This is a genomic window from Pelorhabdus rhamnosifermentans (assembly GCF_018835585.1).
In the GTDB taxonomy this organism is placed as follows: domain Bacteria; phylum Bacillota; class Negativicutes; order UMGS1260; family UMGS1260; genus Pelorhabdus; species Pelorhabdus rhamnosifermentans.
On the sequence record NZ_JAHGVE010000010.1, the window covers coordinates 1 to 17,684 of the forward strand.

17 protein-coding genes and 1 rRNA gene are annotated in these 17,684 nt (G+C 41.4%); 14 read left to right on the forward strand and 4 right to left on the reverse strand.

Features of this window, described 5'->3' with window-relative positions; genetic code table 11:
- Window positions 1-160: 160 nt before the first annotated feature.
- A 5S ribosomal RNA gene (gene rrf, locus Ga0466249_RS13025) occupies window positions 161-277 on the forward strand.
- A 568-nt stretch (window positions 278-845) separates the two neighbouring features.
- Here rrf and speD read toward each other — a convergent pair.
- The gene (gene speD / locus Ga0466249_RS13030) at window positions 846-1,298 is read right to left on the reverse strand and encodes an adenosylmethionine decarboxylase (RefSeq protein ID WP_246588708.1); all 453 of its coding nucleotides are present in this window, start codon (window positions 1,296-1,298) and stop codon (window positions 846-848) included.
- A gap of 275 nt (window positions 1,299-1,573) precedes the next feature.
- On the opposite strand from speD, the gene Ga0466249_RS13035 reads away from it, so the two are divergent.
- From Ga0466249_RS13035 to Ga0466249_RS13090, 12 genes are all read left to right on the forward strand, one after another.
- Window positions 1,574-2,512, forward strand: a complete 939-nt coding sequence (locus Ga0466249_RS13035; RefSeq protein WP_215829907.1) for a nitronate monooxygenase — start codon at window positions 1,574-1,576, stop codon at window positions 2,510-2,512.
- Window positions 2,513-2,567: 55 nt separating this feature from the next.
- On the forward strand, window positions 2,568-3,755 hold the full coding sequence (locus Ga0466249_RS13040) for an FprA family A-type flavoprotein (RefSeq protein WP_312889772.1): 1,188 nt from the start codon (window positions 2,568-2,570) through the stop codon (window positions 3,753-3,755).
- Window positions 3,756-3,863: 108 nt separating this feature from the next.
- The gene (locus Ga0466249_RS13045) at window positions 3,864-5,111 is read left to right on the forward strand and encodes a class I SAM-dependent rRNA methyltransferase (protein ID WP_246588709.1); all 1,248 of its coding nucleotides are present in this window, start codon (window positions 3,864-3,866) and stop codon (window positions 5,109-5,111) included.
- Window positions 5,112-5,300: 189 nt separating this feature from the next.
- Complete coding sequence (locus tag Ga0466249_RS13050) at window positions 5,301-5,747, forward strand: CtsR family transcriptional regulator (protein WP_215829908.1); 447 nt, start codon at window positions 5,301-5,303, stop codon at window positions 5,745-5,747.
- Between the two features lie 18 nt (window positions 5,748-5,765).
- Window positions 5,766-6,293, forward strand: coding sequence for a UvrB/UvrC motif-containing protein (locus Ga0466249_RS13055; protein ID WP_215829909.1), 528 nt, complete (start codon window positions 5,766-5,768; stop codon window positions 6,291-6,293).
- Entirely contained in the window at window positions 6,277-7,359 is a 1,083-nt protein-coding gene (locus tag Ga0466249_RS13060) for a protein arginine kinase (protein ID WP_215829910.1), read from the forward strand. The genes Ga0466249_RS13055 and Ga0466249_RS13060 overlap by 17 nt, the downstream gene beginning before the upstream one ends.
- Complete coding sequence (locus tag Ga0466249_RS13065) at window positions 7,359-9,812, forward strand: ATP-dependent Clp protease ATP-binding subunit (RefSeq protein ID WP_215830074.1); 2,454 nt, start codon at window positions 7,359-7,361, stop codon at window positions 9,810-9,812. The genes Ga0466249_RS13060 and Ga0466249_RS13065 overlap by 1 nt, the downstream gene beginning before the upstream one ends.
- A 69-nt stretch (window positions 9,813-9,881) precedes the next feature.
- The gene (gene radA / locus Ga0466249_RS13070) at window positions 9,882-11,252 is read left to right on the forward strand and encodes a DNA repair protein RadA (RefSeq protein WP_215829911.1); all 1,371 of its coding nucleotides are present in this window, start codon (window positions 9,882-9,884) and stop codon (window positions 11,250-11,252) included.
- A gap of 233 nt (window positions 11,253-11,485) precedes the next feature.
- Window positions 11,486-12,187 (forward strand): cobalt transporter CbiM, encoded by a 702-nt coding sequence (cbiM, locus tag Ga0466249_RS13075; RefSeq protein WP_215829912.1) that lies wholly within the window; start codon window positions 11,486-11,488, stop codon window positions 12,185-12,187.
- Entirely contained in the window at window positions 12,187-12,510 is a 324-nt protein-coding gene (locus Ga0466249_RS13080; protein WP_215829913.1) for a PDGLE domain-containing protein, read from the forward strand. The genes cbiM and Ga0466249_RS13080 overlap by 1 nt, the downstream gene beginning before the upstream one ends.
- Entirely contained in the window at window positions 12,511-13,410 is a 900-nt protein-coding gene (locus Ga0466249_RS13085; protein WP_215829914.1) for an energy-coupling factor transporter transmembrane component T family protein, read from the forward strand. It begins immediately after the preceding gene.
- Window positions 13,403-14,224, forward strand: a complete 822-nt coding sequence (locus tag Ga0466249_RS13090) for an energy-coupling factor ABC transporter ATP-binding protein (protein WP_215829915.1) — start codon at window positions 13,403-13,405, stop codon at window positions 14,222-14,224. Before Ga0466249_RS13085 ends, Ga0466249_RS13090 begins: the two co-directional genes overlap by 8 nt.
- A 7-nt stretch (window positions 14,225-14,231) precedes the next feature.
- Here Ga0466249_RS13090 and Ga0466249_RS13095 read toward each other — a convergent pair whose 3' ends face one another.
- The 3 genes from Ga0466249_RS13095 to Ga0466249_RS13105 form a co-directional block, all read right to left on the reverse strand.
- On the reverse strand, window positions 14,232-14,555 hold the full coding sequence (locus tag Ga0466249_RS13095; protein WP_215829916.1) for a stage II sporulation protein P: 324 nt from the start codon (window positions 14,553-14,555) through the stop codon (window positions 14,232-14,234).
- A gap of 13 nt (window positions 14,556-14,568) precedes the next feature.
- Complete coding sequence (gene spoIIP / locus Ga0466249_RS13100) at window positions 14,569-15,732, reverse strand: stage II sporulation protein P (RefSeq protein ID WP_246588711.1); 1,164 nt, start codon at window positions 15,730-15,732, stop codon at window positions 14,569-14,571.
- A gap of 157 nt (window positions 15,733-15,889) precedes the next feature.
- Window positions 15,890-16,285 (reverse strand): nucleoside triphosphate pyrophosphohydrolase family protein, encoded by a 396-nt coding sequence (locus tag Ga0466249_RS13105; protein ID WP_215829917.1) that lies wholly within the window; start codon window positions 16,283-16,285, stop codon window positions 15,890-15,892.
- A gap of 264 nt (window positions 16,286-16,549) precedes the next feature.
- Between Ga0466249_RS13105 and Ga0466249_RS13110 the strand changes: the two genes are divergently transcribed.
- Complete coding sequence (locus Ga0466249_RS13110; protein WP_246588712.1) at window positions 16,550-17,668, forward strand: PIN/TRAM domain-containing protein; 1,119 nt, start codon at window positions 16,550-16,552, stop codon at window positions 17,666-17,668.
- Window positions 17,669-17,684 lie beyond the last annotated feature (16 nt).

Below are 17,684 nucleotides of genomic sequence, written 5' to 3' on the forward strand. Positions count from 1 at the left end.
AGGTTGATAGGCCAGGTGTGGAAGGCGAGTGATTGCTGGAGCTGACTGGTACTAATAGGCCGAGGGCTTGACTTAAAAAAGCCGAAATGATAAGATTCTAAAGTACATTAAGTAAAACTTCTTCTTCTGTATAGTTTTGAGAGAGCAAGACTTTCTCTAATTTAGTGACGATAGCTGCGGGGTTCCACCTGTTCCCATACCGAACACAGAAGTTAAGCCCGCATACGCCGAAAGTACTTGGTTGGAAACGGCCTGGGAGGATAGGGAGTTGCTGATTTAATAAAAAGACCACTTCGTAATGAAGTGGCCTTTTTGCGTTATAGTGAAATCAAAATAAACTTTATAGGAGAGGTTGTTTCGGGTAGTTCAGATGCTAGGCGGAAACGAGCGACTGCAATGAGCGTACTGGATGTACGCGAATAAAGAAGCGAAGCGTGAAGTGGAAGTGACGCAGATGAGCTGGCCGAAACAACCGGGGCTATGCTAAGGGAATCCACCTGTTCCACTACCGAACACAGAAGTTAAGCCCGCATACGCCGAAAGTACTTGCGACGGCCACGGATGGCCTAGTGCCGAGCGCGCCATGGATGGCAAAGCGCTCGGTAAGGCCTGGGAGGATAGATAGTTGCCAGTTTAGAAAATAGCACTCACTTGTGAGTGCTGTTTTTGTTTTATGTGCGCATATAAGTGCAATTTATGGAGAAGACCGTTCAGTGTGATTCAGCTTGCTCAGGATAGCAAATCAATGTCTACTTTACAAGAAATTCTAAAAAAAAATCCTTCGCGCTGGAGCTGTAACAAATGAGTTACTGCGCGGAGGAATAGACATTTAAATTTTAATTACTTTATTTTGCTTTGGAAAAAATATTTAGCATCTTAGCTCCCGTGTTGCGTACGCGACGTAAAGGAGCAATGGTGACTTTGATTTTTGGCTTCATATCGTGTTCAGAGCCAAAATCGCCACGCTTGATATTTGTTGTTTTCATTTTATCTGGATGCAAATATTTTTTTAAAGTGCGTACGGCTTTGTCAGGACAACTGTATTCACCGCAGGTAAATACATCAATAGCTGCATAACCGAGTTCTGGATAGGTGTGAATACTCATATGACTTTCACCTAATAAAGCTAGCGCCGTTACACCTTGTGGTTCGAATTTATGATAGGATAAATTGAGAAGTGTCATATTAGCGTCCTTTATGGCTGCTATCATGGCATTTTTTATAAAATCCATATTATTTAAGCTGGAATAACTACAGCCATACATATCTACGGTAATGTGTTTTCCGATTGATTTCAACTGCAATCGCCCCTTTACAAGTATTTTTATGGATATTTTACATTCCAACGCGAGAATATAAAAGCAGGGCTTGATGATTCTGTGAAACTATTGTAGTATATAATACTTCATTATAGGGCTTCACAAGGCAATTGTAAAGTTCTATTGAAAGGATGGTGCTTATTTACATAAAGTACAATTTTAAAACTATTTTTTACTAACAAATAATATTTATTGATTAGTTTTGTCTAAAATAGTACAATATGTACGAAGGAACTAAAAAGGGGTGTTTCATCATGCAAACAAAATTAATGGAAATTCTGAGTATCCATTATCCAATATTACAAGGGGCTATGGCCTGGATATCCGATGGAAAGTTGGCGGCGGCGGTGTCAGAAGCTGGCGGAGCTGGAATTATTGCCACAGGGGGCCGAAATGCCCAGTGGGTAAAAGATCAAATTCGTTTGGCTAAGAGCTTGACTAATAAACCTTTTGGTGTCAATGTTCAACTTATGGCACCGAATAAAGATGAATTAGTGGCAGTCATTTGTGAGGAAAAGGTGGTTTTTGTTACGCTTGGCGCCGGCAACCCCATTCCATATTTTAAATCTTTTCAGCAGGCAGGTATTTTAAAGATTCCTGTAGTGCCTAATGCAAAATTAGCGAAGCGCGTTGAGGATGAAGGTGCGGATGCTATGGTTATTGAAGGAATGGAAGCAGGTGGACATATCGGTAGTATTACCACGATGGCATTAATGACACAAATTATTCCGCTTGTCCGTATTCCTGTTATTGTAGCGGGAGGGATTGCTGATGGACGTGGAGTAGCTGCAGCGCTTGTTATGGGGGCAGCAGGTGTTCAAATTGGGACAAGATTTTTACTTGCAGCAGAATGTGCTGCTCATGACAATATGAAACAAAAGCTTATTGAAGCTGTTGATACTGACAGTGTCATTACGGGTTATTCTATCGGTCATTCTGTGCGGGGGCTAAAAAATCCCTTTACAGAAAAATTTATAGCTTTAGAAAAGACTCATGCGCTCCAAGAGGATCTGGAAAAGCTTGCAACAGGAACGAATCGTCTCGCAGCTGTTGACGGTGATGTAGTAAATGGCATGATGCAAGCCGGACAAAGTTTGTTGGGACTTAAAAAGATTGAACCGGCTGATCAGATTGTCAAGAATCTGATGGAAGAAGCAAAAGAAGTGTTGGCAGGTGCAGGTAATTTGTTGTAAGATAGTAATAAGTTGTCCAGGATAATATGTTAATTTTGGTAGGGAGTGGTTTATTGTGAATCAAGTAAAACTAGCACCAGGAGTTTATTCTGTTGGTTCTGTTGATTGGAATTTGCGCGATTTTCATGGTTATACGACACCAGGTGGTGTTACTTACAATGCTTATTTGATTGTTGATGAAAAAATTTGTCTTATTGATACGGTGAAGGCGCCTTATGCGGCAGAATTGATCGAAAGAATTTCTGAGATTGTCAATATTGCTGATATTGATTATGTTGTGACGAATCATGTGGAACCGGACCATTCTGGTTCTTTGCCGGAAATTATGAAATTGGCGACGAAGGCAAAAATTATTTTAACAGCTCAGGGAAAAGCAGAAGTGTTAAAACATTACCAGACAGAGTATAATTTTCAGGTTGTCAAACAAGGTGATGTGTTGGATTTGGGAAAAAACAAGCTGCATTTTGTTCCCCTTCCTATGCTGCATTGGCCTGATTCCATGGCTAGCTATTTAGATGGTGAAAAAATTCTGTTTTCTAATGACGCTTTTGGTCAGCATTATTGTTCATCAAAGTTATTTGACGATGAAAACGATATTGCTACAGTCCTTTATGAAGCGAGCAAGTATTATGCCAATATTTTAATGCCTTATAGTAAACTCGTTGGCAGGGCTGTTGAGGCTGTGCGCAGTTTAGACATTAAGCTCATTGCGCCAAGTCACGGTGTCGTGTGGCGTACGCATCAAGCGGAGATTTTAGCGAATTATGAAAAGTGGGGTAAGGGCCATACGGAGAACAAGGTTGTTATTATTTATGACACTATGTGGGGTGCAACAGATAGTATGGCTAGGCAGATTCTGGATGGGATTGCTTCTACTGGAGTGACTGTCAAGCTTTATCGGACAGCCACATCGGAGCGCAGTGATATGGCGAGGGATATTTTAGAAGCAAAGGGAGTTCTTATTGGTTCATCGACGCTAAATAACAGTGTCATTCCTTTAGTGGGATCCATGTTGATTTATCTGAAAGGCTTGAATCCCCTTGGTAAGCGTTTGGCTGGTGCTTTTGGTACTTATGGTTGGGCCGGCGGTGCTCAATCTGATATTGAGGACCTGCTGAAAAAGACTCAGTTCGACTTACATGATTCAAGTTTATTTATTAAGTGGAAAGCTGATAAAAGTGAATTGCAAAAATGCTTTGATTATGGTGTAGCCTTTGGTAAGAAAATCCTAGCAGAATATTAATCAATGAAACAAGGGGCTGGCAAGCCCCTTGTTTCACGCTTACGCGGGTGAATGCGGAAGCTTGTTATCGGGTAAACTAAAATGGGTAGGTAATAGAAGGAGGCCCGCATGGGTAAGAAGAAAAAAAGTGAAATAAATGAAGTTCCTGTGATGGTTTCGACTGATGATGAAGAAGGTATGAAGATTCCCCGTGTTGTTCTTCGCAAGGGTGGGACGCACCGGGTAGAAGAGGGACATGCTTGGATATTTCAAAATGAAATTGATTATATCGACAGTGAGTTTGAGCCTGGTGATATTGTAGATGTTTATACAGCGCGGCACGTTTTTGTTGGGCGCGGTTATATTAACCCCAAGTCACAGATTATTGTCAGGATTCTTACAAGGAAGGCTGAGAAGATTGATGCCGAGTTTTTTAAACAGCGTATCCTTACGGCGTGGAATTATCGTCAGCAATTTTTACAGGAACCTGAATATTGTCGTTTGGTTTATAGCGAAGCCGACTTTCTACCTGGACTTATTATTGATAAGTTTGGTGATATTTTTGTATTGCAGACACTTGCTTTAGGCATGGATATACATAAAGCAACTATTGTGGCTATTTTAGAGGAATTGTTTCATCCTATCGGTATTTATGAACGCAATGATGTTTCTGTTCGTAAATTGGAAGGATTGCCACTTACTACAGGCTATCTCAAAGGAAATTTTGATCCAGTTTTGATTGTCAAAGAAAATGGTTTTTTATTTGAGACCAATGTGGTCACAGGTCAAAAGACAGGATTTTTTTATGATCAGCGAGAAAATCGAACAGTTTTAAAAAATATTGTTCAGGGCAAAAATGTTTTGGACTGTTTTTGTAATACCGGTTCTTTTGCTATACATGCTGCAAAATATGGTGCAAGCCATGTTACGAGTATTGATATTTCAGAAGAGGCCATTGGCTTAGCTCGCCATAATGCTGTCCTTAATCAGGTAGAAGAGTCCTGTACGTTTATGGTCGCTAATGCTTTTGATTATTTGCGCTCCCCTTCGGCTAAGGCGCAAAGTTATGATGTTGTTATTCTTGATCCACCAGCTTTTACGAAAAGTAAAAGTGCTATTGAAGGGGCTATTCGCGGCTATAAGGAAATTAATTTACAAGGCTTGAAACTTGTTAAGCCTGGCGGTTTTCTTATTACTTGTTCTTGTTCCTTTCACATGGATCGCGAGCTGTTTCGTGACATTGTTTTAGTGGCTGCTTGCGACGCCCATCGCACCATTCGTGAAGTGGAATATCGTACGCAGGCTAAAGATCATCCGATTTTACCTGCTATTCCTGAGACTCATTACTTGAAATTTTTAGCTGTACAGGTGTTTTAAAACGTCAATAGCTGATATTCGTCGATTTTCTATCTTTCATAGGCATAAAGTTGTAAAAACATCTTTTATACTACCTAACAGGCTATTTTCAAGGAAATGGCCTGTTGTTAAAAGTCAAAAGGTCAAATAAAATAAGAGAAAAGGTCAGTAAAGGTCAAACTACACTTTGGCGGAGTGGGGGTGGTTTTTGTGGGAAATGTGGCCGACATGATTGAGCAATTTATCTTGAAGAAATTGTCTAGCCAAAAAGATGATATATTGATTTTACGTCGAAATGAACTTGCCGGTTGGATCGAATGCGCTCCGTCTCAAGTAAGTTATGTCTTAAGTACCCGTTTTACTATTGAACGTGGTTTTATCGTAGAATCCCGGCGCGGTTCAGGTGGTTTTGTCCGTATTGCTCGCTTACCACTAGAAGAAATTGTTCATCACCAAACAGATGAAACAGATGAAGAAGGCTGTACTTATGAGGAAGCACTCGGTTTAGTGGAACGATTGAAAGAGCAGCGCTTTATTACGCAGCGTGAAGCGGCCCTTATTGAATACTTTTTTTCGATTTTTTATGAAACGGTCCGGCCGGAAGATCGAGTAGAACTACTTCGTTCGGTATTACTTGTGCTGGCCAAGCAGTCTTAGCAGATAGGGAGTGACACTATGTTATGTGATGAGTGTAAAAAACGACAGGCAACAGTGCATGTCATTAAAATTATGAATAACCAAAAAATTGAACAAAATTTATGTGAAGTTTGTGCCAATTCGGCAGGCTTAATGGTTTTTGCAGTGAATCCCCAATCATTTACTGTGCAGGATTTTTTAAAGGGTATGTTTCATCATATTTCGCATGAAGAACCTCCAACGACAGTAGCTTGTCCTGATTGTGGGATGACTTATCAAGATTTTAGTCGTAGTGGAAAAATTGGCTGCAGTACTTGTTATAAAACATTTTCATCCGAACTGGAAACAGTTATTCGGCGTATTCATGGTACGAGTGCTCATACAGGGAAGGTACCGCACCGCAGTGGTGAAGTACTTGAAGCTAAGCAACAGTTGAAACGGCTGAGACAGTTGCTGGAAAAGGCAATAGAAAAAGAAGAATATGAGAATGCTGCTAAAATACGGGATGAAATTCGTTCTTTAGAAAAAGTGAAAGTAAAGCAGAAAGGGGATGATAAGGGTGAATAAACTGTTTTCTGATCCTCTTCAACCGTGGATGAGAGGCGGCGGTCCGGAAGGAGATATTATTCTTTCCAGTCGCGTGCGACTGGCTCGTAATCTTGAAGGCGTTCCTTTTCCAAATCGTAATTACGGAAAAGAGTTATCGTCAGTAGTGGAAAAAATTCGTCAGGTTCAGCCAGCGTTTGAAGTTGTAGGGCAGCATTATGACTTAATTGAAATGGATGAGTTATCCCAACTAGAACAAAGTGTGCTTGTTGAGAAACATTTGATTAGTCCCAATTTAGTAAATAATGCCCTTCATCGCGCTGTGTTTGTCAGGCAAGATGGTGCTGTGAGCATTATGGTTAATGAAGAGGATCATCTACGTATTCAATGCCTGGAATCCGGTCTGGATTTAAAGTCAGCTCTTAGCAGCGCCAATAAGATTGACGACTTGTTAGAAGAAAGTTTAACATTTGCTTTTAGTGAGCAGCTGGGTTATTTAACAGCTTGTCCAACGAATGTGGGTACAGGAATGCGTGCTTCCTGTATGCTTCATTTACCCGCCTTAGTGATTACTAAACAAATTAGCCGGATTATTAGTGCTGCTACGCAACTTGGATTGGCTGTGCGTGGTTTTTATGGTGAAGGGACAGAGGCCATCGGAAATGTTTTTCAAATATCCAATCAGCTGACGCTAGGTTATACAGAAGAAGAGATTGTCGATAGTCTAAATGGTGTGGTACTGCAATTTGTTGAGCAAGAAAGGGCAGCGCGCAAGTTGCTTGTTGAGCAATCCAAGGTGGCTGTGGCTGATCGTATTTGGCGATCTTACGGTGTCTTGCGTTATGCTCAGACTATGTCTGGACAGGAAGCTCTAGGTAGGCTCAGTGAGGTTCGCCTGGGAATTGATTTGGGTATTATTACGGGCTTAGCTCCTGAAATCTATAATGAACTGCTTGTTACAACGCGTCCTCATTATATGGCAAATCTTGCGGGGACAAAGGACATGGATGCAGTGACACGCGATACAGTTCGGGCGAAAATTATTCGGGAAAAACTTACGTACAGAGAACAAGGAGGAGATGAATGATGTTAAATCGCTTTACAGAACGGGCTAAACAAGTATTGCTTTTGGCGCAAAAAGAAGCACAGAATTTTGGTCATGATTATGTGGGTACGGAGCATTTGCTCTTAGGGCTTATTGATGAAGGCTCAGGTATTGCAGCAAAGGTACTTGTATCGCTAGATATTCAGGCGGATATGATTCGTCAGCAAATTGCTATGGCTATTGGTACGGGAGACAGTCATGATGAAGAAGTGAGTTATACGCCTAGAGCTATGCATGTACTGGAACTTTCTATCGCTGAAGCCCAAGGGCTTCAACATAACTATATAGGTACGGAACATTTACTTTTAGGACTCATCCGTGAAAGCGAAGGTATTGCCGCTCAGGTACTTATGAGTATGGGCGCTGATCTTGGTGTAGTGCGTGAGCAAGTGTTAAAGTTATTAGGCGGATATGGCTCAGGTAGTCAAGGAGCAGGGGTGAAAGGAACAGATGGCAGTCAAAATAGTGCGACACCGTCTTTAGACGAGTTTGGCCGCGATTTAAACAAGCTTGTTCAGGCCGGAAAAATCGATCCTGTCATTGGTCGTGATAAAGAGATTGAGCGTGTCATCCAGATTCTAAGTCGTCGTACCAAGAATAATCCTGTCTTGATTGGTGAGCCTGGTGTAGGCAAGACAGCCATTGCTGAAGGATTGGCCGGGAGAATTGTGGAAGGCAAAGTGCCTGAGCTGTTGAAGGAGAAGCGCGTCATTTCTCTTAATATGGCCTCCCTTGTAGCAGGTTCTAAATATCGTGGTGAATTTGAGGAACGCCTCAAAAAGGTGATTGAGGAAATTCATCAGGCAGGTAATATTATTTTGTTCATTGATGAAATGCATACCTTAATTGGCGCTGGAGCTGCCGAAGGGGCTATTGATGCGGCGAATATTTTAAAACCGGCGTTAGCGCGGGGAGAATTACAAGCTATTGGTGCCACTACGCTTGATGAGTATAAAAAGCACATTGAGAAAGATGCAGCCCTTGAGCGGCGGTTTCAGCCTATTCAAGTCGGCGAACCTACGATGGAAGACGCTATTTTAATCTTAAAGGGTATTCGTGATAAATATGAGGCTTTTCATCGAGCGAAAATTACGGATGAGGCTATTGAGGCAGCTGTGAAATTGTCGGATCGGTATATATCGGACCGTTTTTTGCCTGATAAAGCCATTGATTTAATGGATGAAGCGGCATCACGCGTTAGAATTCAGTCGTTATCGATGCCACCTGATTTGTCGCTGATTGAAAAAAAGATGGCAAGAATTCGTATGGAAAAGGAAGCAGCTATTTCGGGCCAGGAATTTGAGCAAGCCGCGCGACTACGCGATGAAGAGAAAAAATTAGCCAAAGAATTAGAGGAAAAGCAAAAGGTATGGAAACAGCAAGGCAGCGAGTTGATTGAAGTAACAGACGATCATATTGCGGAAGTTGTGGCAAGCTGGACAGGGGTGCCTGTTCGTAAATTGGCTGAGGCTGAATCAGAACGGTTGCTCAAATTAGAAGAATTTATCCATAAAAGGCTGATTGGACAAGAGAGTGCTGTTTCTGCTGTGGCTAAAGCCGTTCGACGAGCGCGGGCCGGACTCAAAGATCCCAAACGCCCCATCGGTTCCTTTATTTTCTTAGGTCCCACAGGTGTGGGGAAAACAGAACTTGCCAGGGCTTTGGCTGAAGCCATGTTTGGTGATGAAAACGCCATGATTCGTCTCGATATGTCAGAGTACATGGAGAAACATACTGTGTCACGTTTAGTTGGAGCGCCTCCTGGTTATGTAGGCTATGAGGAAGGCGGTCAGCTGACAGATGCAATTCGGCGTAAGCCTTATGCAGTGATTTTGCTTGATGAAATTGAAAAAGCGCATTATGATGTATTTAACATCTTATTACAAGTTCTTGAAGATGGAAGGCTTACAGACAGTCAGGGGCGTACAGTTGATTTTAAAAATACCGTGATTATTATGACGTCCAATGTGGGTGCTAAGTATCTTCGCAAAGAAAATTCTCAGCTTGGATTTACGTCTAACAAAGAAGCCCAAAAGGCAGACGATCATACGAAAAATCAGGTTTTGGAAGAAGTAAAACGTGTTTTTCGTCCGGAATTTTTGAACAGAGTCGACGAGCTGATTGTCTTTAACCGTCTGACAAATGAAGATTTAGGGAAAATTGTTGATATTATGCTTGTAGATGTTGAAAAACGGCTAGAGCCCAATGGATTAAAGCTTGCTGTAAGTGTTGATGCTAAAGAAAAACTTGTCAAAGAAGGGCAAGATGATGCCTATGGAGCCAGACCGCTTCGACGTGCAATTCAAAAACTGGTTGAAGATGAAATAGCTGAATTGATGTTAAAACGTACTGTCGTACAAGGTGATACAGTGCAGGTAGGTATAGATAAAAAAAACAAATTGACTTTTGCAAAACAAATATCAGAGCAGGAATGAAGCAACTTAGTAGCGAACAAGCACTCTAAAAGAAGAGTGCTTGTTTTACTGTGCAGGGAGAGAAAGTCATTGGCTAAAAATAAAACAGTTTATGTATGTCAAGAGTGTGGTCATGAGTCGTTAAAGTGGTTGGGAAAGTGTCCGGCCTGTAGTGCCTGGAATAGTATGGTAGAAGAGATTGTTCAGCATGAAACAGCTGCACGCAGGGGGTTGTCACTGGGGTTATCAAGTGGTCAAAATCCCGTGCCTATCGGGGAAGTGAATGTTGAAGAAACACCGCGCTTTAGTACGGGTTCAGGCGAATTAAATCGTGTTCTTGGCGGGGGGCTTTTACCTGGTTCTTTAACGATGATCGTGGGAGATCCTGGCGTTGGAAAGTCGAGTATGACTATTAAGGTCTGCTCGAATGTAGCTGCGCAGGGCGGAAAAGTTTTATATGTTACAGGGGAGGAAAGTACCCAGCAGATTAAACTTCGGGCCGATCGTCTCAGCGCAATTCATGAACATTTATATGTACTGAGTGAAACGAATCTGGAAGTCATTGAGCAGCAGGCTTTAAAATTACAGCCCAGTTTGCTTGTCATTGATTCCATTCAAACGATCTTTCAACCAGAGCTATCCAGTGCTCCCGGAAGCGTTAGTCAGGTACGAGAGTGTGCCGTTCAATTGCTTAAACTTGCTAAAAGCCATTTCATTGCGACTTGTCTTGTCGGGCATGTTCTCAAGGACGGTTCGCTGGCTGGTCCGAGAACACTTGAACATATTGTGGATACGGTGTTGTATTTTGAGGGGGATCGCAATGCGCAATACCGTATTCTGCGGGCCATAAAAAATCGTTTTGGCAGTACAAATGAATTGGGTCTGTTTGAGATGCGTAATGAAGGCTTAATTGATGTGCCTGACGCGTCGAAAATATTTCTCGCCGAACGTCCCTTGGATGTGCCAGGCAGTATTGTTGTGCCAACGATAGAAGGAACGCGTCCCTTGCTAGTGGAGGTTCAGGCTCTTGTCAGTTCTTCGTCCTTTATGCCGCCGCGCCGGGCGGCTGATGGTGTCGATATTAAACGCATTCAATTGTTGCTTGCTGTGCTGGAAAAACGGGTAGGTATGTCCATTGGTGCGGCTGATGTTTATGTGAAGGTCGCAGGCGGGATTAATGTTGATGAACCTGCCATCGATTTAGGACTTGCCGTTGCTTTGGCTTCGAGCTTTCGTAATTGTCAAACGTCAGCCAATACAGCTGTCTTTGGTGAAATTGGTCTTGCAGGTGAAGTACGGGCTGTTACGCAAGTGGAACCGCGTATACGGGAAGCAGAAAGAATGGGGTTTAAGCGCATGATCTTGCCACAGGGAAATTTAAAGGGGTTGCTGCTTAAAACAGGGATGAAGCTGGTTGGAGTGGAAACGGTTCAGGAAGGCTTAGATGCAGCTTTAGATTGACAGGAGCTGATTAAAACTTTTGAGTTCCTTTAGCAGGAATATTTGACGGGTTGAAGAATTATAATTTAGAGTGAATATGAGCATGAAGCTTGTATTGAATTGATCAGAAGGTCAAAATTTAGGTTCGATACTCGGAGAATTTTATATTGCGAGATGCTGCCACGAAGGTTGCTCCTTATAAATAAGGGTGACTTGACGTGGCTTTTTTGTTATATATTAGGAGGTTTACGAAAATGCATATTCCAGATGGATATTTAAGTCCTTCTACTTGTTTAACACTTGGAGCGGTCATGCTTCCTATATGGTATCGTGCTTCAGCAAAATTGAAACGAACCTTGGATGTGACACGTATTCCCCTTATTTCTATGGGGGCTGTGTTTGCTTTTTTAATTATGATGTTTAATGTGCCCATACCGGATGGTACGACGGCTCATGCTACAGGGGCTATTTTACTTGCTATTGTTTTAGGTCCCTGGGCCGCTGTCATTGCTATGAGTGTGGCCCTCGTAATTCAAGCCCTTGTTTTTGGGGATGGTGGTATCTTAGCTATTGGTGCCAATACATTTAATATGGCATTTATTGCTCCATTCATTGGTTATGCAGTGTATCGTTTGCTTAGCACTCAGGCTGTAAACGGTTCGAGGCGGCAATTCTTTGCGAGTGCGATTGCCGGTTATTGTGGCTTGAATGTTGCGGCAATGGCAGCTGCCATTGAATTTGGTTTGCAACCTTTATTGTTTAAAGCGGCTGATGGGACTCCCTTGTATTGTCCTTATGGGTTTGACGTGACGATTCCAGCTATGATGATTGCTCATCTTACTGTAGCAGGAGTTGTTGAGGGGCTTGTTACAGCAGTGGCATTAAAATTTATTATCAGTCAATCAGCTGATCTGATTATGACTTCAACTGAAACCGCTAAGGAGGGTGAAAGGTAATGCAACGATGCGTTGGATGGATTTTGATTGTTATGGCTTTTCTTTCGCCCCTAGGACTGCTTACGAAAGGGACAGCATGGGGCGAATGGGGAAGCGTCGATTTACAGGATATGGTTGGCTATATTCCGCAAGGCATGAAAAAATTAGCTGGTATATGGCAAGCCCTTTTTCCTGATTATAATATGAATTTTTTAGGCGAAGGGTTAGCGAGCGAATATGCTGGTTATATCTTATCGGCACTTGTTGGTTCTGTGTTGATTTATGTCGTGAGCATGATTTTTACAAAGCTACTTATTCATCAGAAAAACAGTCCGGTATCTTAAATGAAAACAGCTACTCTTCCCATCTGGCTACAGCAGACAGCCTCTACTGATTTGCCAAAACACAAAAATAGCTGGTCATGTAAGGACTATTTGGAAAAGACCTTAGAACATATTAATAGGATTATGGCTGAAGATGCTTGTGCTACAAGGATTAGTAGTTCTCAGGGGTTATTGCAAGGTGTTCAAGCACCTGTTAAATTTATTGGTCTCCTTGCCTTAATGATTGCAGCCTCTTTAACTAAAAGCTTGGCATTTCTTTTTTTGCTCAATGCAGTGATATTCGGAGTAGCCCTTCAATCAGGTCTTGGATTACAGGCTGTGAGTGTTCGCATTTGGCTGCCGACGTGTTTGTTTGCAGGTATTGCTGTGCTACCCGGGATCATCAATTGGGTTACACCTGGTGAGCCGCTCTATATTATTTATCATGATTTAGCCATTACGAAACAAGGTGTAAAAGCAGCTGCCTTCGTGCTACTACGAGCGGGAGCTTCTTTGGGTTTGGCTACTTTATTGATTAAAACGACGCGTTGGTCACTCTTAACGAAGGCTTTTGTTCAATTGGGGCTACCTGGCGAAATTGTTACAGTGTTGGATTTGACTTATCGGTATATTTATATGTTTTTGCTACTATTTATGGAATATTTACTGGGACGGCGGAGCCGGTTAGTTGGATTGGAATCGCAATCAGCGAAGATTTCCTGGATTGGGGGAACCATTGCGGCTTTTTTGCGCATGATATGGGAGTATAGTCAGGAAATTAATGATGCCATGCAGTCAAGAGGCTATTCAGGTGAATATATTGCTGAACCAAGGGTGCCGCTCAAGTTGCACGATATTTGTTTTTTATTTTTAGTTATGGTGCTATGTGTTTGTGCCTATGGAGGAACTTTTTATGTCTGAGTCACTTATTTATGCGTTAGAACATGTTACTTACCAATATAAGGATGGAAAAATTGCCCTAGAAGACATTAACTTACAAGTAGCAGCACAAGAAAGGGTTATGCTGCTTGGTCCCAATGGGTGTGGAAAGTCAACTCTGCAAAAGATATTAGCTGGGTTAATCTTTGCCACTTCAGGTATAGTGACTGCTTTTGGAGAAAAAATTCAGTTCCAATTGATGAAAGACAGGCAATTTTCTACGGCTTTCCGGCGGAAAGTGGGGTTCGTTTTTCAAAATTCCGATGTCCAAATCTTTTGTACGAGTGTACTTGATGAAATTATGTTTGGGCCTTTAGCTATGGGAATGAACTTTTCTGATGCCAAGCAGCGTGCAGAAGAATTGATTTCTTATACAGGGATCTCGTCACTTTCTCACTGTTCCCCTCATCATCTGAGTGGTGGGGAAAAAAAGAAGGTGGCGATTGCAGCCATTCTTGCTGTGAACCCTGAAGTATTGATTTTCGATGAACCGACAAATGGCTTGGATCCGAAATCACAGCGGTGGATTATTGATACAATCAATCAGTTAAATCAAGCAGGGAAAACAATTATTTTGGCGACGCATTGTCTGGAATCAGTGCCAGAATTGGCGGATCGCGTCGTCGTACTAGGTGAGAATCATCGGATTATTGCGAGCGATACGCCCAAAGCCATTTTAACGAATCGTGAAATTTTATTAGCAGCGAATTTGATTGATCCGCGGTATCATTTGCATTTACATGGTACAGATGGGCATGTTCATATTCACAAACGAGATGAAGTACTTAATTCATAAGCTTTGCTTATTTCTGTTTATATTTAGTTAAATCCACATCTTCAACATAACGGGCAATGGCTCGATTTTCCTCTAATCTGATGACTCGAAACCGCTGATTTTCTTCCGTAATGACTTCATCGCCCGGACTTACTACAAGGGGGACATACATGAGACTTTTGCCGGTCTTTTCATCAATAATCAGGTAATAGTCATAGAGTTTTTGTGGTGCTTGTTCGGTTTTTTGTTTGACGGACATAAAACTTAAGGGTGTGTAATAAAATAAGATTCCTGTAAGTCCCACACCGATGAACAAACTTATTATAAGGAATCGGAGGTATTTTTTTTTCATAGTTTCCTCTCCCTTAAGGTTTCTGTTTTTTACGTAATTTGTTTTTCTGACGGGTCATGAGATTAAGAAATTCTTTTTCGCGAAATTGTCGGATTCGAGCGAGCATTTCTTTGATGTTGCCTGTACTTAGGTAGAGGTAAACCATGATTCCAAGCATAAGTAAAATAATCATAATCAGGATATCTTTACCATATGACAGGGGGGATATGACTGGTGGAGCGGGGGAATCTGCAAATGGAGTAGGCTCAATATTAGCGGATGAGCCGGGTGTTTCAGGAGGAGTCGGTGGACTTGGGGGAGTCGTGGCGAAAAGGGATGGAATAAGATCAGCGAATAAGGCAATCGAGTGTTGGGCTTGTTCCAGACTGTTATATTGGGTCCCCACTTCAACAAGCATTGCCTTGGGATTTAAGTCCTGATTATAATTCCCGTGGGCAATGAAAATTCCCCGGATTAGTCCCTTAGATTGATGATCTGCGACATTTTTAATGTTTTTTGCATAATCAAGCGTGGTATTGATGTTCTGATTTTCGCGTCCTACAACTAATAAAATTTTGGTTAAATCTTGGCCGTTTAAATTGAATTTGTACATGTCAAGGGGAGCGCTATCGCGATGAATATCAAATAGTGCTACAGGTTGTTGCTGTAAAAGACGCATAAATGTGCGCCGTGAACGCTGATAGGCATTGGCATCGTGGGGATCATGCAGTGTTTTATCATGGTCAACTTGGTAATGAAGATCCGTTAACTTTGTTTGAAATGCGTCACCTACTGACATGATGCTGCCTTTTCCAGCAATGGCAGCTTGACCGTCGGTTGGAATATAGCATTCATCTGTATGGGTATGATAAATACTTATCAGTGGTTGGGTGAAACTGGTTTCTCCGGCTACTGCCTTAATTGGTGGGACGCTTAGGACTGTTTTAACATATTTGGCTGTGGCTTGTGTTCCATTGACGGAAAAGACTTCATAATAACGATTGTCTTCTGTAATAAAAGCATCGCCTTTCCGTACAGTAAGACCCGTCAATAATAGCACTTGCCCCTGTTCATCTGTGAGGGTAAAGTATTGATCTGTTTCTTCAACGGGGTCTGAAGGGTTACTGGCTCCGATAGCTATCGGAAATATAGCTATGATATTCAGCGATAAAAACAATAGGAACAGTTTCATTATCATTTATGTTGTCACCACCGACTTAGACTTCTTGTGTATAGAAGATAGCGTATCCGATAGATTATTGCTTTATGTAAAATCCAAAAAATGAGTTTTTGATGTAAAAATAAAAAAAGACGACAAAAGTCGCCTTTTTATTGCTTACCCATTCGAGATGCCATTACGTTAAATGATAGACACCCAATGTTTTGATGTTATTGCATTCTTGTTGAATAACTTCATCTAGTTTAAGTCCCGTCAAATTGCAGAAGGCCGCCAAATAGAACAAGCTGTGACCCACTTCTTTGGCTAGTATTTCTTTACAGGCCGGACAAGGTTCACCGGACAGATGGGTCAACATATGATTTTTAAGATCTTTAAATTCCGTATTGGCAGGTACCTGTTGTTTGTGTGCCGAGATCGAAATACAACCACATTCAGTTACTGCTTTTGCTAAAGCTCGATTGATACGTGTGGTTGCTTCCTGATACTTGGTCATGACATCAATGACACTACGGTGACGGACGAGAGATTCATCAACAATAGACTGGAAGTCTAAGCAACAATCTTCAGGCATAACATGTGCACCTCACTTTGAAATCTATTATATCGATGTGAGAGGGTAATTGTCAATAAACACCCGTGCAAGCAAAAAATTGACAATAATTTAATCCTATGCTACAATAGATGAATTTGACAATAAAAATCTATTTTGCTATACTGAATACACTATATTTTAGGGACTTTTTTAGTTTTTCACTGTATGTAGGACTCATTTTTGGGGTATAATACCAATGGAATGACTAATAAAAGTTTTGTAGTCGAAAGGAGGTGTTCATGTTTGCTAGATAAAATTTTGCGGGTTTCCTTTACTGTGCTCGCAGCATTGGGTGGCTTAGTACTAACAGACCGGATGTATCCATCTTTCCAGGGTATGATTCATGTGGAATTTTTGAATTACGGTTTTTTTGGGATTACTTTAGCAACTTTGTTAACATTTGTTGTCGGCGGTTTACTGTTTGGTATGATTGGATTTTTACTTTCCCCCTATTTTATGAAACATCTTTGGAAATTTACTTATTGGGTAGAAGCTCGGTTGAATAAAATGCCTATCTATGATGTATTAGCTGGCTCAATTGGATTAGCGATTGGCCTTATTATCTCCAATTTATTGGGAGCGGCCTTATTACCTTTACCGATTGTTGGAAAATATTTACCGGGTTTGTTAAGTATTATTTTCGGTTATTTGGGCATTAATATAGCCATTCGTAAACGCGATGAGTTTGTTGCTGTATTTATGAGTATTCCGTGGGTAAACCGTGAAAAATCAAAAGAAAAGACAGCTGATTCCTATCCTTATAAAATACTTGATACGAGTGTCATTATTGATGGGCGTATCGCGGATATTTGTAAGAGCGGTTTTATAGAAGGTACGCTGCTCATTCCGAATTTTGTGCTTGAGGAATTACAACATATTGCTGATTCATCTGATTTATTGAAGCGGAATCGTGGTAGGCGTGGACTGGATATTTTGAACCGCATGCAAAAAGAACTGGGTTTATTTGTACAAATTGATGATCATGATTTCGATGATGTTACGGAAGTTGATGCTAAATTAGTCAAGTTAGGTCAGTTATTGCATGCCAAGGTCATTACGAATGATTATAACTTGAATAAGGTAGCGGAATTACAAGGTGTGTCAGTTTTAAATATTAACGAACTCTCTAATGCTGTGAAACCGGTTGTACTGCCTGGAGAAGAGATGGTGGTTCATATCGTCAAAGACGGCAAGGAAAACGGTCAAGGCGTTGCTTATTTGGATGATGGAACGATGATTGTTGTTGATGGTGGTAAAAAACATATTGGCGATACCATTGGAGTGTTAGTCACATCGGTTCTTCAGACTGCTGCAGGACGAATGATTTTTGCGAAAATGAAAGCCTTTGAAAAAGCTCTGTAATTCAAGTCATGATAAA

What these genes read in the sequence shown, in the direction of transcription:
- Ga0466249_RS13035 (WP_215829907.1), top strand. Translation starts at nt 1,574, where the DNA reads ATGCAAACAAAATTAATGGAAATTCTGAGTATCCATTATCCAATATTA.
- Ga0466249_RS13045 (WP_246588709.1), top strand. Translation starts at nt 3,864, where the DNA reads ATGGGTAAGAAGAAAAAAAGTGAAATAAATGAAGTTCCTGTGATGGTT.
- Ga0466249_RS13055 (WP_215829909.1), top strand. Translation starts at nt 5,766, where the DNA reads ATGTTATGTGATGAGTGTAAAAAACGACAGGCAACAGTGCATGTCATT.
- Ga0466249_RS13060 (WP_215829910.1), top strand. Translation starts at nt 6,277, where the DNA reads ATGATAAGGGTGAATAAACTGTTTTCTGATCCTCTTCAACCGTGGATG.
- Ga0466249_RS13065 (WP_215830074.1), top strand. Translation starts at nt 7,359, where the DNA reads ATGTTAAATCGCTTTACAGAACGGGCTAAACAAGTATTGCTTTTGGCG.
- cbiM (WP_215829912.1), top strand. Translation starts at nt 11,486, where the DNA reads ATGCATATTCCAGATGGATATTTAAGTCCTTCTACTTGTTTAACACTT.
- Ga0466249_RS13080 (WP_215829913.1), top strand. Translation starts at nt 12,187, where the DNA reads ATGCAACGATGCGTTGGATGGATTTTGATTGTTATGGCTTTTCTTTCG.
- Ga0466249_RS13085 (WP_215829914.1), top strand. Translation starts at nt 12,511, where the DNA reads ATGAAAACAGCTACTCTTCCCATCTGGCTACAGCAGACAGCCTCTACT.
- Ga0466249_RS13090 (WP_215829915.1), top strand. Translation starts at nt 13,403, where the DNA reads ATGTCTGAGTCACTTATTTATGCGTTAGAACATGTTACTTACCAATAT.
- Ga0466249_RS13095 (WP_215829916.1), bottom strand. Translation starts at nt 14,555, where the DNA reads ATGAAAAAAAAATACCTCCGATTCCTTATAATAAGTTTGTTCATCGGT.
- spoIIP (WP_246588711.1), bottom strand. Translation starts at nt 15,732, where the DNA reads ATGATAATGAAACTGTTCCTATTGTTTTTATCGCTGAATATCATAGCT.
- Ga0466249_RS13105 (WP_215829917.1), bottom strand. Translation starts at nt 16,285, where the DNA reads ATGCCTGAAGATTGTTGCTTAGACTTCCAGTCTATTGTTGATGAATCT.